Genomic DNA, 23,198 nt, shown 5'->3' with positions numbered 1-23,198 from the left:
CCAGGAAGCCCGAACATTATTTCGGTTTCCTGGTTTTTTGTACTGAATTTATGAGTGCTTTATGCTAAACTATCACAATGAAAGCATGTAAAAGGAGAGTAACTGAATGAAACGTCATGAAGCACGAGAGAAAGCGATTCAAACGCTTTTTCAAATCGAAGTATCTAAATTAGAGGTGGACGAAGCAATCGAGTTCGCATTAGATGGAGAAGAGTCTGATCCGTTTTACGAACAACTCGTCACAGGGACGCTAGAACATATTGAAGATATCGACGCATTACTAGTTGAAAACTTGAAAAACTGGCGCTTGGATCGCCTAGGAAACGTCGAGCGTACGATTCTTCGAATGGCAACGTTCGAATTGTTATACGTCGAGACGATTCCAGAGAACGTCACTATTAACGAGGCGGTCGAACTCGCGAAATCGTTCGCGGACGAAGAAGCCGGCAAACTCGTGAATGGCGTACTCGGAAATATCATTAAAGAAGACTAAAAAATAGAGATAAGACACCAGACCAACTACAGAAAAACCTAAAGACAACGGGGGATGAGAGAGATGGCAGTAGTGATCGACGGGAAACAAGTGGCAGCATCATATCGAGAAACGTTAAAAGAGCGTGTGGCGGAACTTCGCGCACGTGGCATCGTACCGAAATTAAAAGTAGTGTTGATTGGGGATGACCCAGCGAGTCATAGCTATGTACGCGGGAAGGAACGGGCGGCAGAAGAAATCGGAATCGATTCACAAGTCCTCCGTTTTGATGAGACGATTAGCGAGAAGGAATTGCTCGACTTGATTGATTTGATGAATGCGGATGAGGAAGTTCATGGGATTCTCGTGCAACTTCCTTTGCCGAAACACATCGACGAATCACGAGTCATCATGCGTATCTCCCCTGAAAAGGACGTCGATGGCTTTCATCCTGAGAATGTCGGGAAGATGATGCTCGGTCTCGATACGTTACTTCCGTGCACGCCGCACGGTATCTTACATCTCGCAAAAACACAAACCGAGATTGCCGGAAAGCACGTTGTCGTCGTCGGTCGTAGTCAGATTGTCGGTAAACCGGTAGGCATGTTGTTCTTGAATGAATCAGCAACGGTCACGTATTGTCATTCGAAAACAGCTGACCTCGGTGAGATGACGCGACAAGCGGATATTTTGATTGTCGCGGTCGGTCGTGCTGGTTTAGTCACAGCAGACATGGTCAAACCGGGCGCGCTTGTCATCGATGTCGGAGTCAATCGGGTCGAAGGTCGTCTAGTCGGTGACGTGGACTATGAAGCTGTTAAGGAAAAGGCGAGTGCCATCACCCCAGTTCCGGGTGGTGTCGGTCCGATGACCATCACGATGCTCATGCATAATACGGTCGAGGTTGCATCACGTGGCTAATCCACTCCCGGTTTCTGAAGTTGTTCGATATGTGAAGCGACAACTTGATGATGATGTCTTGCTTCGACAAGTCGCGGTCATCGGTGAAATCTCAAATTTCAAACGTTATTCATCCGGTCATTGTTATTTCACGTTGAAAGATGACGCGTCTCGGATGAAAGCCGTCATGTTTTCTCGCGATGCCAAACAACTTCAATTCGAACCGAAAGATGGAATGAAAGTCATCGCCGTATCAAAGGTGACGATGTATGAAGCGACGGGAGATGTACAACTGTACGTCGAATTGATGCGACAAGACGGAATCGGTCTATTGTTTGAGCGATATGAGGCGAGAAAGCGTGAACTAGAGGAGATGGGCTGGTTCGACGAGGAGCGGAAGCACCCGCTCCCGATGTTTCCAGAGCGCGTTGGGATCGTGACGTCTCCAAAAGGAGCGGCGCTACACGATATCGCGACCACACTTCGTCGTCGTGCGCCACATGTGGCGATCACGTTCGCACCTGTAGCTGTACAGGGAGAAATGGCGGCTCCACAAGTGGCGTCGGCCATTCGCTGGATGAACGAACGCACCGATTGTGATGTACTCATCGTCGGTCGCGGTGGCGGTTCCATCGAGGAGCTTTGGGCATTTAATGAAGATGTTGTGGTGGAGGCAATCTATGCGTCCACGATTCCCATCATTTCTGCTGTCGGTCACGAGACAGACTTTACGCTTTCTGATTTCGTCGCCGATGTTCGAGCTGCGACTCCGACAGCGGCGGCTGAACTCGCTACCGCGATGATTGATGCGCAGCGAAAAGATGTAGAACGTTTGGATAACCATCTGCACAAAGCCGTCAGAGAGCAATTGGATGATTCGCGAACCCGTGTGGAACGGATGATCAATAGCTATGGATTAAAATCGCCGAGGTACACGATTTCTCAAAAACGGGAACGATTCGCCCAGTCAGAAATCCGTCTCGAGCAAGGGATGAGGAGACATCTCACCCAAGCCACTCATCAGCTCCGTCAGTTGTCACAGCAGCTAGATGTAAAGCGATTTTCAAAAACGTTGTCCAAGCAAGGGGAAGAAGTCAATCATATGGTCGAGCGACTCCGTCGAACGAGACCATTAGAACAAGCAACGCTACAATTTGCACAACAGGTTGGACGGTTGCATGCAGTCAGTCCGCTCGCCGTCTTGTCACGTGGATATACGTTCATTGAACAAGATGGGGCCTATGTGCAGAACGTGAAACAATTACGTGACGGTGATATCTCGATTCGTTTTCGGGATGGTCATGCGATCGCTGAGGTGAAGGAGAGGATTGTCGGTGACGAAGAAAGAACAGACATTTGAGGCGGCGCTCGAGCGCCTCGAACAGATCGTCGCGCAACTCGAGAGCGGTGATGTCCCGTTAGAGGAAGCGATGACCCTATATGAGGAAGGTGTCCGCTTGTCTGCGTTGTGCCAGACAAAACTCTCTGCCGCCGAGAAAAAAATGGATGAAATTTTAGAACTTGATGGGACGCTTCGTGAAAAAGGAGGATCCGCATGAACCGTACCGATGACTTGAACAAGTGGAAACGGACCGTCGAACTGGCGATGCAGGAACTCATTGAGTCGAGTGAGATGCCGAAACGATTACGAGACGCAATGACGTATTCTTTAGAGGCTAGCGGGAAACGCATTCGTCCTGCTCTCGTCTATGCCGTCCTTGAAACGTATAGCATGTCACTCGAGCGAGGACGTGAGGTGGCGGCGAGTTTAGAGATGGTTCATACATACTCACTCATCCATGATGATTTGCCGGCCATGGATGATGACGATCTTCGTCGTGGACGACCGACCAATCATCGTCAGTTTGATGAAGCGACCGCTATTTTGGCTGGGGACGCCTTATTGACGGACGCATTCCGTATTCTCACACAGATGCCACTCCCTGCGCTAGATGTCGTCGAGATTATTCGTATTTTTGGATTGGCGGCCGGTAGCTCAGGTATGGTCGGTGGGCAGTTGGATGATATGCTGGCTGAAAAGCGGAACGACGTCACACTTGAAGAGCTCCAATCCATTCATGAACGGAAGACAGGTGCGCTACTCGTCTATGCACTTGAAGCCGGTGCGATTTTGGCAGGGGCATCGGTGGAAGATCGGATGCACCTCAAACAGTTCGGACGTCATCTTGGCATCGCTTTTCAGATTCAAGACGATATCCTCGATGTCGTCGGAGATGAACAAGCAATCGGAAAACGCGTCGGCTCAGATGAATTGAATGACAAGACGACTTATCCGAAGCTTCTCGGCTTAGAGGGAGCGAAGCAAGCTCTTGAGCAAGAAGTGGGAGCGGCACACGCTGCAATTGAATCACTTTCAGTTCCAGCGCCGTTACTTCTTGAGATGCTATCATTTGTAGTGAAACGAAATCATTGACCTCGGTGACACGATGAGCACATCGTGTCACCTTTGTTTTGGGGAATGTGTGGCATATGCCGTCACATTCTTGTAAAATGTAAGGTACGAATCAGTAAAATGTGAGGAGAAAGGATGGTCATTATGGACTTGACATCCATTCAAGACCCGTCGTTCCTGAAACGGATGTCTGTATCAGAGCTCGAATCGCTCGGTTCAGACATTAGACGATTCTTGATTGAAAAATTGGCAGTGACGGGAGGGCATTTGGCGCCAAACTTGGGAGTTGTAGAGTTGACGCTTGCCTTGCACCGTGTATTTGACAGTCCGAAAGACCAACTCGTATGGGACGTCGGTCATCAAGCATACGTTCATAAAATTTTGACAGGACGTACGAACCAGTTTGATACTCTCCGACAATACAATGGGTTATGTGGTTTCCCGAAACGTTGTGAGAGCGAGCATGATGTGTGGGAAACAGGGCACAGTTCGACTTCTCTCTCTGCAGCCATGGGGATTGCGATTGCGAATGAATTGAAAGGGCGCGCCAACGATCGTGCCATCGCCATCATCGGGGACGGTGCTTTGACTGGGGGGATGGCACTTGAAGCCCTCAATCACATCGGTGCCGAGAAACAGAACGTGATTGTCATTCTAAATGATAATGAGATGTCGATTGCGCCGAACGTAGGAGCGATGCATAATATGCTTGGTCGTATCCGGGCATCGCGCAAGCTGAAGCATGCTCGAGAAGAAATGGAGTCACTCATCAAACACATCCCGCTCGTCGGGAGTTCACTTGAACGAAGCGGGGAACGGGTGAAGGACCTCTTAAAATCTGCTCTCATTCCGGGAACGTTCTTTGAAGAACTTGGCTTCACTTACTTTGGGCCGACAGATGGGCATGATTTGAAAGACTTGCTCGAAACGCTTGAGTACGCGAAGAAAATCGACGGTCCGGTTCTCGTCCACGTCATTACGAAAAAAGGGAAGGGATATCGTCCGGCTGAATTGGACGGTGTCGGAACATGGCACGGTCTTGGACCTTATAAAATTGAATCTGGTGAAGTCATCAAAGGCAAACCGAAAGGACCAAGCTATTCGAAAGTCGTCGCGGAGACGATCACGAAAGTGGCTGAGTCAGACGAACGGGTGACGTTGATCACACCAGCGATGAGTGTCGGTTCGAAACTCGATTGCTTTACGAAGAAATTCCCGGAGCGTATGTTTGATGTCGGAATTGCCGAGCAACATGCGGTCACCCTCGCTGGGGGACAGGCGACGCAAGGGTTGAAACCGGTCGTCTCGATTTATTCGACCTTCTTCCAACGCGCGTATGATCAACTAGTCCATGACATTTGTCGTCAAAACTTGAACGTCGTGTTCACGATTGACCGATCTGGACTTGTCGGAGCGGATGGAGAGACGCACCAAGGTGTGTTCGATATCGCCTTCATGCGTCACGTGCCAAACATTCGAATCTTGATGGCAAAAGATGAAGAAGAATTACAACAACTCGTTTATTCTGCACTCCGTTACGATGGTGGACCGATTGCGATTCGTTTCCCGCGTGGCGAAGGGATCGGTGTTCCGATGAGTGAGACGCTTCAAGTAATTTCACTCGATGATTGGGAAGTCGAGGCAGAAGGGACAGATGTCGCTATCTTGACGTTCGGTCCTCAAGTGCAAGACGCCCTCGAAGTCCGAGCACTATTAGAAGGTAAGCTCAGTGTGCGCGTCATTAACTGTCGTAGCATCAAGCCGCTCGATGATGCGATGCTGACTTCACTTTATGCAGAGGGGATTCCGCTCGTGACATTAGAAGAGGCTGCTCTCGCCGGTGGCTTTGGAAGTAGCGTGCTTGAACACGCGAATGAAGCCGGAGCGTTTCCACGGATTCAACGTCTCGGTATTCCGGATCGATATATCGAGCATGGCGGTGTCAACCAGCTCCTAGAAGAGATTGGACTGCGACCTGCCCAAATGGCGGAATCGATTGAACGGTTCGTCATGGAGACAAATCGACAGAATGTGTGAGGGATTATGGAAAAAAGAAAGAAAACTAGATTAGATGTATTGCTCGTCGAACGTGGACTTGCTGAAACACGGGAAAAGGCAAAACGGTCGGTCATGGCCGGTCTCGTCTATAGTGGGACAGAACGTCTAGACAAGGCGGGCGATAAAGTGTTTGATGATATCCCTCTCGAAGTGAAGGGTCAAGTTCTTCCTTATGTTGGACGTGGCGGCTTGAAACTCGAGAAAGCGCTCGACGTCTTCCCGCTCGATGTCTTTGGACGAGTCGGAATCGACATCGGCTCATCGACGGGTGGGTTCACGGACTGTGCGCTTCAAAACGGCGCGACTCAAATGTATGCGGTCGATGTCGGCTATAATCAGCTTGCCTGGAAACTACGGAGCGATGATCGCGTCGTCGTCATGGAGCGGATGAACTTCCGCCACGCGACGGCCGATCAGTTCCCGATTCAACCAGATTTCGCAACGATTGACGTCTCCTTTATCTCGCTTCGTCTGATGGTGCCGCCGCTGAAACAAATCTTGAAGCAAGACGGTGTCGTCATGGCGCTCGTCAAACCTCAATTTGAAGCAGGGAAGGCCGATGTCGGGAAAAAAGGAATTGTTCGGGACCGTAACGTCCATGAACGAGTCGCAAGCGATATGGTCCGATACTTCGCATCGGAAGGCTTCTTTGTCGAAGCGCTGGATTACTCTCCGATCACTGGAGGGGATGGGAACATCGAGTTTCTTCTCTTCGCTCGGTATACTCGAGTAGGTGGCGTCTCGCCATCGCTACAAGTCGAAGAGGTCGTAAACGCGGCCCATGCCAAACTGAAGGGATAAAATGATGCTACAGACCTCGTCGTCTGTAGCTTTTTCCTTTACTCGTCTACTAGATGGGGGAATGGTGGAAATCCCACCTGGAATGCTAGACCTTTTTTCGACAATACTTTAGAATGATAATGTGTATGTGAAACGAAAAATGAGGTGTCAGCGCTTATGAACAAAGGACAGCGATTGATTAAAATTCGAGACATTGTGACGAATCGAGAAATCGAGACGCAAGATGAGTTGGTGGACGAGCTACGTCGCTCGGGGTATCCGGTCACACAGGCAACCGTGTCTCGGGATATTAAAGAGTTACATCTGGTCAAAGTCCCATTGAACGATGGACGATATAAGTATAGTCTGCCTGCCGATCAACGCTTTAATCCATACGGGAAAATGAAGCGAATCCTTAGTGACAGCTTCGTCTCGGTCGATTCTGCACAAAATTTGGTCGTCATGAAAGTGCTCCCGGGAAATGCTGATGCAATCGGCGTCTTGATTGATCATCTATCATGGGATGAATTGATTGGGACGGTGTGTGGAGATGATACGATTTTAATGATTGCACGCGACGAAGAGAAGGCGAAGCAAATCATCGATCGACTACTCGGAATGTTATGAGGTGAACGTACGTATGTTAGCAGAACTATCAATCAAACAGTTTGCGATTATTGACGAATTAAACATTCCGTTTAATCGAGGTATGACTGTGCTCACGGGTGAGACAGGTGCCGGTAAATCGATCTTGTTGGATGCGATTGGATTGCTTGTTGGAGGACGTGGCTCAAGTGAGTTCGTGCGATATGGTCAAGATAAAGCTGAAATCGAAGGTCTGTTCATGATTGAACCGGATCACCCGGTCATCGAAGCGGCCGAACAATATGGCATCGATGTTGAAGATGGGACAGTCATCTTACGTCGAGACCTACATAGTAGCGGGAAGAGTGTCTGCCGTGTGAACGGGAAAATGATGCCGCTCTCGACGTTACGGGAGTTCGGACGGCTCCTGGTCGATATTCACGGTCAACATGAACATCAACATTTAATGGATGCGGAATTTCACCTTGGCATATTAGACCATTTCGCCGAAAAAGAAATCAGTCCGTTAGTCGAGGAATATCAAACGGCATTTGCGGCCTGGAAACAAGTCGCCGATGAATTGAAGCGTCTTAGTCAAAGTGAGCAGGAGCTTGCTCAACGAATGGATCTTTTGTCGTTTCAAACGAAAGAAATCGAAGCGGCTGAATTAAAAGTTGGGGAAGAACAGGCGTTGACAGAAGAACGGGATGAATTGGCCAACTTTGAACGCATTCATCAACACATTCGTCTCTCGTATGAGGCGGTTGCCGAGGAGTCAAATGGACTCGATCAAATCGGAGTGGCGATGCGCGAGATGGAAGAGGCGTCACAGCTCTCTTCGTCTTTGACATCTGTATCGGAAACCATCTCTAACGCTTATTATTTGTTGGAGGATGCAAAGTTTCAACTCCGGGACCAGTTAGATTCGCTCGAATTTGACCCGATTCGATTGGATGAGATTGAGTCACGATTGGCTCTTTTCCAGCAATTGAAACGAAAGTATGGGACGACCATCGAAGAAGTCATCACCTATGGCGAACAAGTGTCGGATGAATTGAAGTCGATGACGAACCGGGAAGAGCATTTACAAACGCTCTCAGATGAACTCATTCGATTAGAGCAAATTGCAAGAGAAGCTGGCATGAGACTGTCTTCAGCGCGTAAGATGGCTGCGGAGTCGCTTCAGCATGCGATTCATCGAGAGTTGAAAGAACTATATATGGAAAAAACAGCGTTCGAGGTCCGTTTCAAAACCACATCGCTTAAACAAGATGGTTTAGATGACGTAGAGTTTTACATGATGACGAACGTTGGAGAACCGTTCAAACCGCTCGCAAAAGTCGCTTCAGGAGGAGAGCTTTCCCGTGTCATGCTCGCACTCAAATCAATCTTTTCAAGAACGGTTGGAGTGGCCTCCATTATTTTTGACGAGGTCGACACAGGGGTCTCTGGACGTGTCGCGCAGGCGATGGGTGAAAAAATCTTCCGACTTTCTGTCGGCTCTCAAGTCCTCTGTATCACGCACTTGGCACAAGTTGCTGCGATGGCAGACCAACATCTTTACATTACGAAAACCGAAACGAATGAACGGACGAAAACAAATGTGACGTCCCTCGACCGTGAAAGTCGAATCGACGAATTGGGTCGCATGATTGCTGGCGCTCAAATGACAGACTTGACGAAGCAACACGTCGAAGAATTACTTGAGATGTCACAACAAGTAAAACAGAAGTTCATCAAAGGAGTGTCATAAGTGATTACATTATGTATTGCGGACGACAATCGAGAAATCGTCGATTTGTTGAGCCGACAATTAGAATCTGAGCCTGATCTTCGTGTCGTAGGTACGGCACACGATGGAGAAACATGCTTGGATGTCGTCAAGACACACCAACCGGATGTACTCTTACTCGATATTATCATGCCGCATTTGGATGGGATCGGAGTATTGCAACGCCTAAATGAAGAATTAGGTGATGACAAACCGGAAGTGATCATGTTGAGCGCGTTTGGAAAAGATGAAGTGACGAAACAGGCCGTGCAACTCGGGGCCTCTTATTTTCTCGTCAAACCGTTCAATATTCAACAGTTATTAACGAAAATTCGTGAATTGTCAGAAGGAACAAATCGAGAATTCGACGGAATGACGCCAGAAGAAATTGAAATCTCACTCCTGCTTCAGCAACTCGGAATCTCTCCGCGAATCAAAGGGTTCAAGTATATCCGTCAAGCTGTCATTTACGTGCGAGAACGCCAAGATTTGCTCGGTCTCATCACGAAAGAATTATATCCGATGGTCGCAAAAGAGCATGAGACGACATCTTCTCGTGTAGAACGAGCAATGCGTCATGCAATCAAGACGGCATGGGAGAACGGCATGCGCGATCATGAGATGTTCGAAGGGCGACCGGAGCGTGAGCGAAGCCCGAAAAACTCGGAGTTTATCTCGTACTTCGTCACGTATGTATCGTTTAAGAATAATTGAATCATTTCATGAGGACTAAGTCGTGATGGGACTTAGTCTTTTTTAATGAAACAATTACTTTAAGATTTATTTACTTTATGAAAGAAAGCGCTTGCAAAATGGTGGGCCTTTGTTATAATAAAGATGTACCAAGTTACTTGGACAAGCGTCAGATGAACGCTTTTCAAACTTGTTCCGGAGCAACGTTTGAAGAAACCAAATCATCTCGGTTCGCTATCCGATTATAGCTCAGAGGTGGGAACGACACCTCAAGTCGTTAATGTCCCGACGTGAGGTCGCGACAGTCGCTCATTCGCGAGGCGATTCTATCATCAACTCGAAGCTAGGGGTTGATATAGGAAAAAACAATCGTTCAGTTAACCAAAAGGAGTGTTGTCAACCGTTGAACAGTTTATGGCAAGCGTTCGACTTCACGATGGATGGTTCGACATGATCCGATAAGTAAATCAGTTAGTAACTCGAATGGTAAGATTCCGTTCACGCAAGACGGCAGTTACTAAAGTTCTTTCATACTTCTTCATTAAGAAGACGTTGGATTTCATGTCAAAGTAAGTAACGTAGTTTGAAAGGAGATCATCCGTAGTGATCACAATTCAATATGAATAAAAGGTTCCGCACTTGAAATGAAGTCAAGTTAGGGAACCTTTTTTTGTGTGCTTATGAGTCGAGGCGTTGTACTTTTCCTGTTTTTTTGTCGCGGTTAAAAATATAGCCGGCTACAAATCCGATCCCGCCCATGGCGAGCAGAAGCCCAAAGGTCCCCTGCAACATGGAGGCGGCAGCGAGTGAATCGAACCATGAAAACGGTGCGCTCGTCTTCAAAAAGAAGCTATCACGTAGCAATTTGATTCCGTAAACACCTAATAACCCAGGGACGATTAAGATTAGAAGCGCGATAAAACGCATGCAATCTCCTCCTTTACCATACATTATTTTAACAGAAATCGATCTGTTCGACACGGTCTATTTTGGGCAGCTTGCGAATCAGGTGCGGATTCAGTAGCATGAAATAGAGAAGAATGATGATGGGGGAATATGTATGAATAAACGATTGATGATTGTGGGGGCAGGAAAAGGGGGGACCGAAGTCCTTCATATGCTGATGGATTCGCCGCTTGCAACGATTGTAGCGGTCGTAGATTCTGATACATCTGCAGAAGGAATAGCCCTTGCTAAAAGTTATGGCATATCTGTGGCGGACGATTGGAAACAGTATGCGGATGCGACACTAGATTTTGTCATCGAAACGACGGGGAAACATCAAACGTTTGAACAATTAAAGGATCATTTCAAGGATGCGGTCGTCTTACCAGGGGAATTTATTCGGATTGTGGTCGAACGATTGAAACAGAATCAACAAATGCTCGAGGCCATCATTGAATGTACGAGTGAGGCCATATCTGTCGCAGATCATCACGGTAACACGATTTTGATCAATCCGTCTTATACACGGTTGACCGGATTCAAAAAAGAAGATGTGGTCGACAAACCAGCGACGGCAGATATCGGAATGCAGGAAAGCGTCCATTTGAAAGTACTATCGACCGGGCAAGGCGTTCGAGACATTCGGATGCAAATTGGGGCGACGAGACGAGATATTCTTGTGAATGCAGAACCGATCATCGTTGAAGGAAAGTTGCGAGGCTCGGTTGGGGTCATCCGTGACGTATCTCAGATTCGTGCCCTACGTGATGAATTGCAGGAGGCAAAAACACGCATCCGGAATCTAGAAGCCAAATATCAGTTTGCCGATATCATTGCTACGAGTGACGCCATGCGATTTGTCATCGAGCAGGCGAAACTTGCCGCTGTGACCCCAGTGACGGTATTGATTCGCGGAGAATCGGGAACAGGAAAAGAACTGTTCGCCCATGCCATTCACGGAGAATCTCCTCGAAAATATAAAAAGTTCATTCGCGTGAACTGTGCGGCGATTTCACCTACCCTTCTTGAAAGTGAGCTATTCGGTTATGAAGATGGAGCCTTCAGTGGAGCTAAACGAGGCGGGAAAACCGGATATTTCGAAGAAGCGGATGGCGGATCACTCTTTCTAGACGAAATCGGAGAGCTCCCTCTTGATGTCCAAGTGAAGCTCTTACGTGTCCTCCAGGAAAATGAAATTGTCCGTGTCGGAGGGACGACGGCAATCCCAATCGATGTCCGAATCATTGCCGCAACGAATGCCGATCTCGAACAAAAAGTAGCAGACGGAACATTCCGGGAAGATTTGTATTACCGAATCAATCGGATGCCGATCCATATCCCACCATTACGTGAGCGATTAAATGAACTCGAGGCACTATGTGAACGGATAATCCGTAAACTGAATCAAGAATACGGTCGTAGTGTACGTGGCGTTGACGAAGATGCCTTAACATTACTGAAGAGCCAGCATTGGAAAGGGAATGTGCGAGAACTGGAGAATGTGATTGGTCGTGCGATGATTTATATGGCAAGCTCCGAACAGTGGATTGCCCCACATCATTTGCAGTTATCCAATCGTTCCACGAGTCAAAAAGTGGTCGAATCTGGAACGTTTCACGAGGCCGTTGCAAAATATGAACGCGATTTGATTGAACGAGCAATTGAAGAGGCAAGTGGCAACAAATCAGAAGCAGCCCGCCGATTGAAGATTTCGATTCGAACATTATACAACAAGCTCGACACCACGCAATAATTTGCAGGAAAATTTATGCACGGTAAGCATTAATTTGCATGGTCATCCGCATTATAAAGCGCTTACAATTTAGGAAACAAACTTGCTTATGATATAGTGTAGAGAGCAAGGGGGGACAATGATGAATTTTGAACGGATGCTGACGAAAGCAAAAGAGTTAGAAGGCTGTACCGTGTCCATTGCGGGGGCAGCGGACGAAGAAGTCATCCGGGCCGTAAAACTCGCTACGGATCATGGACTGTCACGCTTCATTTTGTTCGGTGAAGCTCGAGACATCCGAAAGTTATGTGAACAGCATGGAATCGATAAGTCAGCCGTCGATATTTTACATGCGAAAGGTGACGTTGAGATTGCGCGACGTGCCGCATTAGCTGTGAAAAATAAAGAGGCGGACGTCCTCATGAAGGGGATGGTGTCGACATCGACATTTATGAAAGCCGTCCTTAATCGTGAAGCTGGACTCCGTACGAAGCGGACGCTCAGCCACATCGCACTATTCCAAATTCCGAATCGTGAAAAGTTGATTGGAGTGACGGATGCGGCGATTCATATCGCACCGACACTCGAAGAGAAGGTCGAAATTATTCACAATGCGGTAGAAGCGATGCATGACATCGGTTACGAATCGCCGAAAGTCGCAGCCATTGGAGCAGTCGAGGTAGTCAATCCACAAATGAATGCGACTCTCGATGCGGCACTACTTAGCCAAATGAATCGACGTGGACAAATCAAGGGCTGTGTCGTAGATGGACCTCTCGCGCTCGACAACGCTGTCGACATGGTCGCAGCAAAGCAAAAAGGAATCAACAGTGAAGTTGCCGGTCAAGCCGATTTATTAGTCGTACCTTACATAGAGGTCGGCAACGTCCTTTATAAATCAATCATGTATTTCGCAGAGGCGAGCGTAGCGGCGATTGTCGTCGGCGCATCTGCCCCTGTTGTATTGACAAGTCGTGCCGATACTGCCGAAGCGAAGCTATATTCGCTCGCGTTCGCTTTGTTACATGCTAAACATTAATCGTACTTAACAGGAGGAATTAATCATGATGGAAACAAACACTGAGCCACGCTTCCGTATTTTTGATGTCTTACAATCTGAGGACTATGAGCAAATCGTATTTTGCCAAGACCAAGCGTCTGGACTAAAGGCGATCATCGCCATCCATGACACGACGCTCGGGCCAGCTCTCGGTGGACTACGTATGTGGAACTATGAATCAGAACAAGAGGCACTCACGGATGTGTTGCGTCTCGCAAAAGGAATGACATATAAAAATGCTGCAGCGGGTCTCAACCTTGGGGGCGGGAAGGCCGTCATCATCGGAAATGCGAAGACAGATAAATCAGAGGCGCTCTTCCGTGCATTCGGACGATATGTTCAATCTCTTAGTGGTCGTTACATCACGGCTGAAGATGTAAATACAACAGTTGCCGACATGGACTTCATTCACATGGAAACGGATTACGTCACGGGCGTCAGTCCTGCATTCGGTTCAAGTGGTAACCCTTCACCGGTCACGGCATATGGTGTGTATCGTGGAATGAAGGCTGCTGCGAAATGGAAATTTGGGACAGATTCGCTCGCAGGGAAGACCGTTGCTGTACAAGGTGTTGGTAACGTGGCCTACAACTTATGTCGCCACCTCCACGAAGAGGGTGCTCATTTGATTGTGACTGACATTAACGAGGAAGCACTCAAACGTGCCGAAGCAGACTTTGGTGCGACGGTCGTCAAACCGGATGAGATTTACGCGGTCGAATGTGACATTTTCGCTCCATGTGCCCTCGGTGCCGTCATCAACGACAAAACAATTCCACAATTGAAAGCACAAATCGTCGCAGGTGCTGCCAACAACCAATTGGCAGAAGATCGTCACGGAGACGTGCTCGACGAAAATGGAATTCTATACGCACCAGACTTCGTCATTAATGCAGGTGGTGTCATCAACGTCGCAGACGAACTTGAAGGCTACAACCGTGAACGGGCAATGAAGAAAGTCGAACTCATCTATGACAACATGATGCGCGTCTTTGAAATCGCAGAACGTGATGGTGTACCAACGCATGTAGCGGCCGATAAGATGGCGGAAGAGCGGATTCACATGATGTCGCGTTCACGCAGCCAGTTCCTTAAAGTTGAAAAAAGCATTCTAGGGAGACGCTAAGATGACAAAACGGCTAATTCTTGCAATCAACCCAGGGTCGACCTCGACGAAAGTTGGATTGTTTGCTGGGAAGGAAGAAGTGATGACACGTACGGTCCGACATTCAATCGATGTGACGGGTCTCACACTTCCAGAGCAGTTGCCTCATCGTGAGCAAGAAGTACGCGCCTTGTTAGAAGAGACGGGCATCGCGGTCAATGATTTGACCGCGATCGTCGGTCGTGGTGGCTTGCTTGCACCGATGACGTCTGGAACGTATACGGTCAATGAACTCATGCGTGAAGATTTGACGAGCGGACGTTTTGGGATGCATGCATCGAATCTCGGAGGTCTGATCGCTTCGAAAATCGGGGGAGCTGAAGGGATTCCTAGTTTCATTGTGGATCCGGTCGTCGTCGATGAGATGGGCGAATTGGCCCGAAAGACAGGCATGCCGGAAATCAATCGTCGTAGCATTTTCCATGCCCTCAATCAAAAGGCTGTCGCGAAACGATTCGCGGCCGAAAATGGAAGCGATTACAATGAGCTGAATCTTATCGTTGCGCATCTTGGTGGGGGAATCACAGTCGGTGCCCATGCGGCAGGTCGAGTCATCGACGTGAATAATGGTCTTGACGGAGATGGACCGCTCGCGCCGGAGCGGGCAGGCTCGATTCCTGTTGGACAGGTAGTAGAACTATGTTATAGTACCAGGTATAAAGAATCGGAAATGAAAAAGAAAATTGTCGGTCAGGGCGGCCTGTTTGCTCATCTCGGTACATTCGATGCCATTGAGATTGAGCAGCGGATCGAATCAGGTGATGATGAGGCGAGGCTGTTGTATGAGACGATGGCTTATCGTGTCGCTCAAGAGATTTCAAAACACGGCGCGACATTATGCGGTCGTGTGGATGCCATCTTACTGACGGGCGGGATTGCATATTCCGAGTGGCTGACTGAAAAAATCAAGGAGCGTGTCACTTATCTTGCGCCGGTACACGTATATCCGGGTGAAGATGAGCTTAAAGCGTTGGCTGAAGGTGCACTTCGCGTCATCGAGAAGGAAGAGACCGCACGAGTTTATGAGGGGGATACACATGGCACGAGAATTTGATGTTGTCGTCATCGGTGGAGGACCAGGAGGATATGTGGCTGCAATCAAGGCGGCCCAGGCTGGTAAATCTGTCGCAATCGTCGAGGCGAGAAAGTTAGGCGGCACCTGCTTACATAGAGGTTGCATCCCGACGAAGGCACTTTTAAAAGCTGCACATGTCTATCAAACGGCGAAGCAAAGTTCGACGTATGGCGTGGAGACGGGAGATGTGACGTTCAATATGGAACGGGCTCAAACATATAAACGTGATCTTGTGGCTGGTCTTGAAAAAGGAATCGAGCATTTGATGAAACAAGGGAAAATTGAAGTGTTTCGCGGAAAGGCCTCGATCCTTGGACCAAGCATCTTCTCACCTCAACCAGGGACTGTATCCGTTGAAGATGAAAGCGGTGAATCAGAACTGATCTTGCCGAATCAATTGATTATCGCGACAGGGTCGATTCCTCGTGAACTTCCTGGATTGCCGTTCGATCACAAGCGGATTTTGAATTCAGACGACCTCCTCAATTTTGAAACGCTTCCTGAATCGATTGCGATTGTCGGTGGCGGGGTCATCGGAGTGGAATGGGCGTCCATGCTCGTCGATTTAGATGTGAACGTGACGTTGATCGAAGTAGGCGATCGATTACTCCCACTCGAGGACAAAGCAGTATCGCGTGAAGTGGAGCGTCTTTTGAAGAAGCGCGAGGTCCGTGTGAAGAAGAGCGTGACGGTCGACGCTGAACGAACATTGATTCACGAAAATGCAGTGGAGCTTGCTGTTGGGGAAGAGATGTTACAAGTAGACTGTGTCCTCGTCTCGGTTGGCCGAGTTGCCAACACGGAAGACTTAGGACTTCAAAACACTTCTATCGTCGTAGAGAACGGCATCATTCAAGTCGATAGTCAGTATCGGACGAAAGAACGTCATATCTTCGCAATCGGGGATTGCATCGGGAAGTTACAACTCGCCCACGTCGCGTCGGCAGAAGGTGTGAAAGCGGTCGAGACGATTCTTGGTCTTGAGCCGACACCGCTCGATTACGCGCTCATTCCACGCTGTGTATACAGTGTCCCTGAAGTCGCTTCGGTCGGTTTGACAGAAGAAGCGGCAAAAGAGGCTGGACATGATGTGAAGACAGGAACGTACCGTTTCAATGGGCTCGGAAAAGCAAGAATTGAAGGGCAAGCCGACGGATTCGTCAAACTCGTTTCGGACAAAGAAACAGATGACCTTCTCGGTGTTCATATCGTCGGACCGAAAGCGACCGAACTCATCACAGAAGGTGGACTCGCGCTCGTCTTGAACGCGACGGCTTGGGAGATGGGACAACTTGTGCACCCGCATCCTGCACTGAGCGAAGCCTTCCAAGAAGCGGCTCTTGCCGTCGATGGATTACCGATTCACGCCTAAGGAGGAACAAGGATGGAACAGATGACTGTAAACTCATATGAAGAGCTTGGTTTAACGAAGCAAGATTTATTGGCGATGTACGAAACGATGGTACGTGCCCGCAAAATCGATGAACGGATGTGGAAGTTGAACCGCGCCGGGAAAATCCCATTCGTCGTCTCATGTCAAGGACAAGAAGCGGCGCAGGTCGGTGCGGCGTTCGCACTCGAGAAAGGAATCGACTACGTCTTGCCTTACTATCGTGATGTGGCGGTCGTCCTTCACTTCGGTCAAACGTCAAGAGACTTGATGCTATCGGCATTCGCGAAAGCGGAAGATCCGAACTCAGGTGGTCGTCAGATGCCTGGTCACTTCGGATCGAAAGAACATCGCATCGTGACGGGTTCGTCTCCGGTCACGACACAAGTCCCTCATGCAGTCGGGATCGCACTTGCGGCGAAGATGAAAAAAGAAGAACTCGTCACGTTCGTTTCGTTCGGAGAAGGGTCTTCGAACCAAGGAGACTTCCATGAAGGCGCAAACTTTGCAGGTGTCCATAAGTTGCCGGTCATCTTGTTCTGTGAGAACAACAAGTATGCAATCTCGGTTCCACTTACAAAACAGTTGGCATGCGAGCGCGTGTCAGATCGAGCGAAAGGATATGGCATGCCAGGTGTGACAGTCGACGGGACAGACCCGATCGCTGTCTATGCGGTCGTGAAGGAAGCGCGTGAACGTGCAATTCGCGGAGAAGGACCGACGCTAATCGAAGCAGAAGTTGAACGTCTCGTGCCACACTCATCAGATGATGATGACAAAGCATACCGTTCAGCAGAAGAATTGGCAGGGTTAAAAGAGCGGGACGGCATTCAATTGTTCCGTCAACGACTTGTGAACGACAGAATCGCAACGGCGGATACACTTGCTGAAATCGATGCACAAATCGATGCTGAAGTGAATGAAGCGACGACATATGCGGACAAAGCACCGTATGCATCGCCTGAATCTGCACTGGATTACGTCTATGAGGAGGAAAAATGATGAAAACGTTTATCGAAGCGATCAATGAAGCGATTCATGAGGAAATGGAGCGCGACGAAAACGTCTTCGTCGTCGGGGAAGACGTCGGCGTTCGTGGTGGTGTATTCCGTGCCACACAAGGGTTGATTGAAAAATATGGAGAGGATCGTGTCATCGACGCACCGCTCGCTGAGAGTGCGATTGCCGGAGTCGGAGTCGGGGCTGCCATGTACGGCATGCGACCGATCGCAGAAATGCAATTCGCAGACTTTATCATGCCAGCAGTGAACCAAATCGTTTCAGAAGCGGCAAAAATTCGATACCGTTCAAACAACGATTGGACATGTCCGATGGTCATCCGTGCTCCTTTCGGTGGGGGTATTCACGGGGCTCTCTATCACTCGCAATCAGTCGAGGCGATGTTCAGTTCGACGCCAGGTCTTAAAGTCGTCATTCCATCTGACCCTGTCGATGCGAAGGGATTGTTGAAAGCAGCAATCCGTTCGAACGACCCTGTTCTTTTCTTTGAACATAAGCGTGCCTATCGTCTTTTGAAGGCGGAATTGCCGACGGACGAATACACGGTTGAAATTGGTAAGGCCGCTGTCAAACGGGAAGGTGACGATATCACGATCATCACGTACGGTCTTTGCGTGCATATGGCACAAGAGGCTGCGAAAACGCTCGAAGAAGAAGGAATCAGCACGCACATCCTCGATCTTCGTACCGTCTACCCGCTCGACCAAGAAGCGATCATCGAATCGGTCAAGAAGACGGGTAAAGTGTTACTCGTGACGGAGGACAACAAAGAAGGAAGCATCATCGGAGAAGTGGCGGCGATTATCGCGGAGAAGGCGCTTTTCGAACTCGATGCGCCGATTGAGCGTTTGGCTGGCCCCGATGTGCCGGCAATGCCGTATGCACCACCTATGGAAAAATTCTTTATCGTATCCCCAGAAAAAATTGCCGAGCGGGCGCGTCAGCTCGCAGCGTTTTAAGGAGGCATCTCCATGGAACAAACGATTACCATGCCCCAACTTGGGGAAAGTGTGACAGAAGGCACGATCACGACCTATCTCGTCAAACCGGGAGACCGTGTGGAAGAATATGAACCACTCGCGGAAGTCATGACGGACAAAGTGACGGCAGAGATTCCGGCGACTAGCGCAGGAGTCGTCAAAGAGTTTCTCATTCCAGAAGGGGAGACCGTCAGCGTCGGGACACCGGTATTGACGATGGAAGTCGAGAGCGCGGAGGAAGCGGCAGTTGAGACGAAGACAGAACCGATTGCAGAAACGCCACCTGCAGAATCCGTCTCTAAGCAAGCTGTCGCCACTGCACCGAAAAAACGAAGTGGAAACGGTCGATACTCTCCTGCTGTCATCCGACTCGCCAACGAGAATGATATCGATTTGAATGAACTGAGCGGAAGCGGTCTAGGCGGTCGAATCACGCGGAAAGATATTCTTCGTTACTTATCAGAAGGACGTCCGGCATCGACTTCTGAGCAAGCGACACAAGCGCCTGTCCAAGAGACGATGGTACAGACGAAGTTGGACGTTCCGACTGAGGCACCACGTCCTGTCGTTGAACCGTCACAACCGGTCGCATCATCATCGACTTCATCTGGCCGTTATGAATCGATTCCGACAGCCGGGGTACGTCAAGCGATTGCGAACAATATGGTCCGCTCGAAACACGAGGCTCCACACGCATGGCTCATGATTGAAGTGGATGTGACGAACCTCGTTGAAGCCCGTGCGAAATTGAAAGACGAGTTCATGAAACGGGAAGGTGTCAAATTGACGTTCATGCCGTTCTTCATGAAGGCAGCCATCGAAGCATTGAAGAAGTATCCGATTATGAACTCGGAGTGGGCAGGAGATCACATCAAAGTTCACCAAGACATCCATCTCTCGGTAGCCGTCGCGGCAAACGACGCCCTTTACGTACCGGTCATTCGCCAAGCGGATGAGAAGAATATTAAAGGACTAGCCGTTTCCCTTCAAGACGTGGCAACGCGAGCGCGTGAGAACCGCTTGAAGGCTGAAGAGATGCGTGGTGGGACATTCACCATCAACAACACAGGTGCGTTTGGTTCGATTCAATCGGCACCAATCTTGAATTACCCACAAGCGGCAATCCTATCGGTCGAGTCGATTGTGAAGCGTCCGGTCTGGATAAACGGGATGTTCGCGGCACGCGATATGGTCAACCTTTGTATGTCCGTCGACCATCGTGTCCTTGACGGTCTCGTCGCAGGTCAGTTCTTACAAGCGATCAAGCACTCACTCGAGTCGATTGACCCAAACACATATACCGTATATTGATTAAAAAATGGAGGCGCTCCCAGTGGGGTGCCTCCATTTCTTATGAGTTATAGCCAAGGAATACCGTGAAGACGAAGCTTGCGGCTGAGATCAGTAAGAGAAGAAACGACAAGGACATGCCTATTGTGACGAGTCCTTTGGAGAGTCGTGGTTTGGATTTATATAGTGCGAACGCAAACATGAGACTGAATAGGCCGAGTGTCGTGAATAGTGTGAGTGGAATTGCTCGGTCGTAAAGAAATTGAAGTAGATCCAATGTAGAATCATCCTTTCTAATCATGCACCTTCGAATCGTCTTTGATGGACACGGTACGTCAATCTGCTGACTACGACGAACACGAGAAGGAACATCCAGTATATAAAAATATAGTTTAATGAAAATGCAGAAACCCCATCATGTCTGACCGAAGAAATCCAAAGCAAAAGGAGTGAGGTAGGGAAATGAATCAATAGTACAAGATAGGGCATGAACTTCATGAATGATAAGGCGTTTGTCGACGGATTGCGCATGAGACACATGGCAATCAAACCAATCAGCACCTCGAGTCCACCAAGCGTGAAATAGGCGAGTGAATCAGAAAGACTGGTCTCTAGAATCGGTAAGGCAAGCGTTACAAGACAAAGGCTCCCAATCATTATTAAAGCAAACAAGATGTAGTCACCTCCAGAAAAGGGTTTATTCCATATGTTCATTGTAAAAAAATGGATGCTTAAATTCAATACCTCAGAAAAACACGCCATTCATAGAAATGGCGTGTCAGTGATTTCCTTAAATCGATTGTTCAATCATCGATTCGATGTCGCGACGAACTTCAGCTACTGATAAACGTGCAGCGTCATAGCGTACACGATGAGTCGACTCGTCCGTTCCCGTCAAGTCAGCAAAGAGACTTCCGAGGTCGTGGACACTGCGGTCGACTTGAATGAGCAATTCGATGGCATCCTCGTCTTGTAGAATCACAACTTCTACCTCGTCTAACTGGCGACCGAATCGCGAACCGTTCGCTGAATACTCGAGTTCTTGGGCAATCGGAAGACGTCCCGAACGATGACGTGCCGGGAGCATCTCCGTGTCGGCTTTCTTCAAACGGAATCCGAGCTCGTCCATCGCATCTAATATGACTTGTTGAGCTGCATTCGGTTGTACGGTGATCGCATCTTCATCTTTTGGATCGACGGCTTGGGCGATATCAAGGCCCGTTTCAATCCATGATTTTGATTGGCTCACAGAGAGTGGCGTATTGAACGGGACGTTGACTGTGAACGGAATTTCTTTCACTTCTCCAGGACCAATCATAAACGGTGCTTCATTCAATAAGATTTTTTCAATCGTGAACGTCGAGTATGTCGACTTATCGTTCACCTCATGTTTATACAACGTATTGAAGAAGAGATAGATACTGTCGACGGATTGTTCGACCGAACCACCTTCGATATGGACGACTCCAGTGAGTTCTCCACCCGGTGTACAGTGGCTTTCATTCAAACGTGTGTCGACTTTTGCGGCACCGATTCCGATTGATGATAAAATCTTTTTAAACATATGTGTATCCTCCTTTGACGTAACGTCGTCTTCGTGTAATAGTATGTACGGACAGGTGAAACGATATGTTTCAAAATTTCTAAAAAAGGATTGAATCCATTGGAATATAAAGCGTTACAAGAGCGTCTCGCAGACGTCTTACAATCAAATCATCTCGTGTCGGCGACCATCAGTCAACCCCGTCAAAAATCTAGCGATCTCAGACGGGTCAAATTGAAACCGGTCATGCTACGAAATGCGTATCATATCCAGTTCGAGTATCAGTATGAGCGGGTGATGAACCATAAAAACTTGACACCAGATGAGGCCGTCACGGAAGTGAATGAGCTTCTCGAAACGTTCCGACAAGGACAGTTTCAGTTAAAGGATTCTGACCTCCAGTTCCAATTATCGAAAAAGTTCAAAGTGACGTTGAAAGAAAAGCAGACGGCTCAAAAAGAAGTTCAACTGAGCCACAATCGTGAAAAACAGTATGTGCTCCCGCTCGACGAGCCAGTTCCGTTTCTCATTCGACTTGGCATTCAGTCAGCGGACGGGAAAGTGAAGCGTCAAAAGTATGACAAGTTTAAACAAATCAACCGCTTCCTCGAGTTCATTGAGGATTCACTGAAATACTTGCCGGCAGACCGTACCGTTCGAATCTTGGATTTCGGGTCAGGGAAGTCGTATTTGACGTTTGCGCTCTATCATTTCCTTCATGAGATGAAAGGATATGACGTGCATATCACAGGACTCGATTTGAAGAAAGAGGTCATCGAAGAGTGTGCATCGATTGCAAAAGATCTTGGATATGAACGACTCGAATTCTTAGTCGGAGACATTAATGAATATGAAGGGGAAACAGCTGTTGACATGGTCGTGACTCTTCATGCATGTGACGTGGCGACCGATATGGCATTGGCACGTGCTGTCCGTTGGGGCGCGAAAGTCATCTTAAGCGTCCCGTGTTGTCAAAAGGAATTGAATCGTCAAATTCAAGCACCGAATCTGGACGTGATGCTTCAGCATGGATTGATCAAAGAACGGTTCGCGTCACTCGCGACCGATTCGATTCGGGCTGAACTGCTCGGTCTTGTCGGGTATGATGCCCAGCTGCTCGAATTCATCGACCTCGAGCATACCCCAAAAAATATCATGATTCGTGCCTACTTGACGAACCGTCAGGCGACTGCTGAGACGAAGGCACGTTATCTCGCCTTTAAACAAATGTTACAGGCAGATCCGTTCTTAGAACGTGAATTGAGCGATAGACTTGTCCTCGAGGTAGAACAAGACGTAAAATAAGGGAGTATAGACGAAATGTCG

At 48.5% G+C, this 23,198-nt stretch carries 23 protein-coding genes; 19 read left to right on the top strand and 4 right to left on the bottom strand.

What is annotated here, in order from left to right; translation table 11 throughout:
• Nucleotides 1–106 precede the first annotated feature (106 nt).
• The 10 genes from nusB to spo0A all read left to right on the top strand — a co-directional run bounded on the left by nusB (nucleotide 107) and on the right by spo0A (nucleotide 9,693).
• Nucleotides 107–493, top strand: coding sequence for a transcription antitermination factor NusB (gene nusB, locus BV910_RS09065; RefSeq protein ID WP_078147109.1), 387 nt, complete (start codon nucleotides 107–109; stop codon nucleotides 491–493).
• 63 nt (nucleotides 494–556) lie between these two features.
• Nucleotides 557–1,393, top strand: a complete 837-nt coding sequence (gene folD, locus BV910_RS09060; RefSeq protein WP_031423334.1) for a bifunctional methylenetetrahydrofolate dehydrogenase/methenyltetrahydrofolate cyclohydrolase FolD — start codon at nucleotides 557–559, stop codon at nucleotides 1,391–1,393.
• Nucleotides 1,386–2,732 (top strand): exodeoxyribonuclease VII large subunit, encoded by a 1,347-nt coding sequence (gene xseA / locus BV910_RS09055; protein WP_078147107.1) that lies wholly within the window; start codon nucleotides 1,386–1,388, stop codon nucleotides 2,730–2,732. Before folD ends, xseA begins: the two co-directional genes overlap by 8 nt.
• Complete coding sequence (gene xseB / locus BV910_RS09050; RefSeq protein WP_012726571.1) at nucleotides 2,707–2,931, top strand: exodeoxyribonuclease VII small subunit; 225 nt, start codon at nucleotides 2,707–2,709, stop codon at nucleotides 2,929–2,931. Before xseA ends, xseB begins: the two co-directional genes overlap by 26 nt.
• Nucleotides 2,928–3,806 (top strand): polyprenyl synthetase family protein, encoded by an 879-nt coding sequence (locus tag BV910_RS09045; protein ID WP_078147106.1) that lies wholly within the window; start codon nucleotides 2,928–2,930, stop codon nucleotides 3,804–3,806. The genes xseB and BV910_RS09045 overlap by 4 nt, the downstream gene beginning before the upstream one ends.
• Nucleotides 3,807–3,929: 123 nt before the next feature.
• Nucleotides 3,930–5,822: a 1-deoxy-D-xylulose-5-phosphate synthase gene (gene dxs / locus BV910_RS09040; protein ID WP_205728308.1), complete on the top strand. Its 1,893-nt coding sequence runs from the start codon at nucleotides 3,930–3,932 to the stop codon at nucleotides 5,820–5,822.
• 6 nt (nucleotides 5,823–5,828) lie between these two features.
• Nucleotides 5,829–6,644 (top strand): TlyA family RNA methyltransferase, encoded by an 816-nt coding sequence (locus tag BV910_RS09035; protein ID WP_078147103.1) that lies wholly within the window; start codon nucleotides 5,829–5,831, stop codon nucleotides 6,642–6,644.
• Nucleotides 6,645–6,800: 156 nt separating this feature from the next.
• A complete protein-coding gene (gene ahrC / locus BV910_RS09030) occupies nucleotides 6,801–7,250 on the top strand; it encodes a transcriptional regulator AhrC/ArgR (protein ID WP_012726567.1) in 450 nt (149 codons plus the stop codon).
• 13 nt (nucleotides 7,251–7,263) lie between these two features.
• Nucleotides 7,264–8,961, top strand: coding sequence for a DNA repair protein RecN (recN, locus tag BV910_RS09025; RefSeq protein ID WP_078147102.1), 1,698 nt, complete (start codon nucleotides 7,264–7,266; stop codon nucleotides 8,959–8,961).
• Nucleotides 8,962–9,693 (top strand): sporulation transcription factor Spo0A, encoded by a 732-nt coding sequence (gene spo0A, locus BV910_RS09020; protein WP_074036711.1) that lies wholly within the window; start codon nucleotides 8,962–8,964, stop codon nucleotides 9,691–9,693. It begins immediately after the preceding gene.
• A 657-nt stretch (nucleotides 9,694–10,350) separates the two neighbouring features.
• On the opposite strand, the gene BV910_RS09015 is transcribed toward spo0A, so the two are convergent.
• Entirely contained in the window at nucleotides 10,351–10,599 is a 249-nt protein-coding gene (locus tag BV910_RS09015; protein ID WP_031423346.1) for a DUF2627 domain-containing protein, read from the bottom strand.
• Between the two features lie 133 nt (nucleotides 10,600–10,732).
• On the opposite strand from BV910_RS09015, the gene BV910_RS09010 reads away from it, so the two are divergent.
• The 8 genes from BV910_RS09010 (at nucleotide 10,733) to BV910_RS08975 (ending at nucleotide 20,350) form a co-directional block, all read left to right on the top strand.
• Nucleotides 10,733–12,370: a sigma 54-interacting transcriptional regulator gene (locus BV910_RS09010; RefSeq protein ID WP_078147100.1), complete on the top strand. Its 1,638-nt coding sequence runs from the start codon at nucleotides 10,733–10,735 to the stop codon at nucleotides 12,368–12,370.
• A 121-nt stretch (nucleotides 12,371–12,491) separates the two neighbouring features.
• Complete coding sequence (yqiS, locus tag BV910_RS09005) at nucleotides 12,492–13,388, top strand: phosphate butyryltransferase (RefSeq protein WP_078147099.1); 897 nt, start codon at nucleotides 12,492–12,494, stop codon at nucleotides 13,386–13,388.
• Between the two features lie 25 nt (nucleotides 13,389–13,413).
• Nucleotides 13,414–14,535 carry a Glu/Leu/Phe/Val family dehydrogenase gene (locus BV910_RS09000; RefSeq protein ID WP_012726561.1) on the top strand — a complete coding sequence of 374 codons (1,122 nt, stop codon included), beginning with the start codon at nucleotides 13,414–13,416 and terminating at the stop codon, nucleotides 14,533–14,535.
• Nucleotide 14,536: 1 nt separating this feature from the next.
• Nucleotides 14,537–15,628, top strand: coding sequence for a butyrate kinase (gene buk, locus BV910_RS08995; protein ID WP_078147097.1), 1,092 nt, complete (start codon nucleotides 14,537–14,539; stop codon nucleotides 15,626–15,628).
• Nucleotides 15,612–17,021 (top strand): dihydrolipoyl dehydrogenase, encoded by a 1,410-nt coding sequence (gene lpdA, locus BV910_RS08990; RefSeq protein ID WP_078147096.1) that lies wholly within the window; start codon nucleotides 15,612–15,614, stop codon nucleotides 17,019–17,021. The genes buk and lpdA overlap by 17 nt, the downstream gene beginning before the upstream one ends.
• A 12-nt stretch (nucleotides 17,022–17,033) precedes the next feature.
• Nucleotides 17,034–18,041, top strand: coding sequence for a thiamine pyrophosphate-dependent dehydrogenase E1 component subunit alpha (locus tag BV910_RS08985; protein WP_371328154.1), 1,008 nt, complete (start codon nucleotides 17,034–17,036; stop codon nucleotides 18,039–18,041).
• The gene (locus tag BV910_RS08980; protein ID WP_078147095.1) at nucleotides 18,041–19,018 is read left to right on the top strand and encodes an alpha-ketoacid dehydrogenase subunit beta; all 978 of its coding nucleotides are present in this window, start codon (nucleotides 18,041–18,043) and stop codon (nucleotides 19,016–19,018) included. Before BV910_RS08985 ends, BV910_RS08980 begins: the two co-directional genes overlap by 1 nt.
• A 12-nt stretch (nucleotides 19,019–19,030) precedes the next feature.
• On the top strand, nucleotides 19,031–20,350 hold the full coding sequence (locus BV910_RS08975) for a dihydrolipoamide acetyltransferase family protein (RefSeq protein WP_078147094.1): 1,320 nt from the start codon (nucleotides 19,031–19,033) through the stop codon (nucleotides 20,348–20,350).
• 40 nt (nucleotides 20,351–20,390) lie between these two features.
• Here the strand turns inward: BV910_RS08975 and BV910_RS08970 are convergent, their stop codons facing one another.
• The 3 genes from BV910_RS08970 to BV910_RS08960 all read right to left on the bottom strand — a co-directional run bounded on the left by BV910_RS08970 (nucleotide 20,391) and on the right by BV910_RS08960 (nucleotide 21,893).
• Nucleotides 20,391–20,606, bottom strand: coding sequence for a hypothetical protein (locus BV910_RS08970; protein ID WP_078147092.1), 216 nt, complete (start codon nucleotides 20,604–20,606; stop codon nucleotides 20,391–20,393).
• 20 nt (nucleotides 20,607–20,626) lie between these two features.
• Nucleotides 20,627–21,001 carry a hypothetical protein gene (locus BV910_RS08965; protein WP_143404769.1) on the bottom strand — a complete coding sequence of 125 codons (375 nt, stop codon included), beginning with the start codon at nucleotides 20,999–21,001 and terminating at the stop codon, nucleotides 20,627–20,629.
• Between the two features lie 118 nt (nucleotides 21,002–21,119).
• A complete protein-coding gene (locus tag BV910_RS08960; protein ID WP_031423357.1) occupies nucleotides 21,120–21,893 on the bottom strand; it encodes a sporulation protein in 774 nt (257 codons plus the stop codon).
• 99 nt (nucleotides 21,894–21,992) lie between these two features.
• Between BV910_RS08960 and BV910_RS08955 the strand changes: the two genes are divergently transcribed.
• On the top strand, nucleotides 21,993–23,177 hold the full coding sequence (locus BV910_RS08955) for a class I SAM-dependent methyltransferase (protein ID WP_078147090.1): 1,185 nt from the start codon (nucleotides 21,993–21,995) through the stop codon (nucleotides 23,175–23,177).
• Nucleotides 23,178–23,198 lie beyond the last annotated feature (21 nt).

The organism is Exiguobacterium sp. HVEsp1 (assembly GCF_002009685.1).
Taxonomy (GTDB): domain Bacteria; phylum Bacillota; class Bacilli; order Exiguobacteriales; family Exiguobacteriaceae; genus Exiguobacterium; species Exiguobacterium profundum.
This window is presented reverse-complemented; position numbering and strand designations above follow the sequence as displayed.

Excerpts from the sequence above, each read along its gene's own strand:
- lpdA (WP_078147096.1), top strand. The coding sequence starts at position 15,612 with ATGGCACGAGAATTTGATGTTGTCGTCATCGGTGGAGGACCAGGAGGA.
- yqiS (WP_078147099.1), top strand. The coding sequence starts at position 12,492 with ATGAATTTTGAACGGATGCTGACGAAAGCAAAAGAGTTAGAAGGCTGT.
- folD (WP_031423334.1), top strand. The coding sequence starts at position 557 with ATGGCAGTAGTGATCGACGGGAAACAAGTGGCAGCATCATATCGAGAA.
- buk (WP_078147097.1), top strand. The coding sequence starts at position 14,537 with ATGACAAAACGGCTAATTCTTGCAATCAACCCAGGGTCGACCTCGACG.
- BV910_RS09015 (WP_031423346.1), bottom strand. The coding sequence starts at position 10,599 with ATGCGTTTTATCGCGCTTCTAATCTTAATCGTCCCTGGGTTATTAGGT.
- BV910_RS08980 (WP_078147095.1), top strand. The coding sequence starts at position 18,041 with ATGAAAACGTTTATCGAAGCGATCAATGAAGCGATTCATGAGGAAATG.
- BV910_RS09035 (WP_078147103.1), top strand. The coding sequence starts at position 5,829 with ATGGAAAAAAGAAAGAAAACTAGATTAGATGTATTGCTCGTCGAACGT.
- dxs (WP_205728308.1), top strand. The coding sequence starts at position 3,930 with ATGGACTTGACATCCATTCAAGACCCGTCGTTCCTGAAACGGATGTCT.
- BV910_RS09010 (WP_078147100.1), top strand. The coding sequence starts at position 10,733 with ATGAATAAACGATTGATGATTGTGGGGGCAGGAAAAGGGGGGACCGAA.
- ahrC (WP_012726567.1), top strand. The coding sequence starts at position 6,801 with ATGAACAAAGGACAGCGATTGATTAAAATTCGAGACATTGTGACGAAT.
- nusB (WP_078147109.1), top strand. The coding sequence starts at position 107 with ATGAAACGTCATGAAGCACGAGAGAAAGCGATTCAAACGCTTTTTCAA.
- BV910_RS08975 (WP_078147094.1), top strand. The coding sequence starts at position 19,031 with ATGGAACAAACGATTACCATGCCCCAACTTGGGGAAAGTGTGACAGAA.
- BV910_RS08960 (WP_031423357.1), bottom strand. The coding sequence starts at position 21,893 with ATGTTTAAAAAGATTTTATCATCAATCGGAATCGGTGCCGCAAAAGTC.
- BV910_RS08985 (WP_371328154.1), top strand. The coding sequence starts at position 17,034 with ATGGAACAGATGACTGTAAACTCATATGAAGAGCTTGGTTTAACGAAG.
- BV910_RS09000 (WP_012726561.1), top strand. The coding sequence starts at position 13,414 with ATGATGGAAACAAACACTGAGCCACGCTTCCGTATTTTTGATGTCTTA.
- recN (WP_078147102.1), top strand. The coding sequence starts at position 7,264 with ATGTTAGCAGAACTATCAATCAAACAGTTTGCGATTATTGACGAATTA.
- BV910_RS09045 (WP_078147106.1), top strand. The coding sequence starts at position 2,928 with ATGAACCGTACCGATGACTTGAACAAGTGGAAACGGACCGTCGAACTG.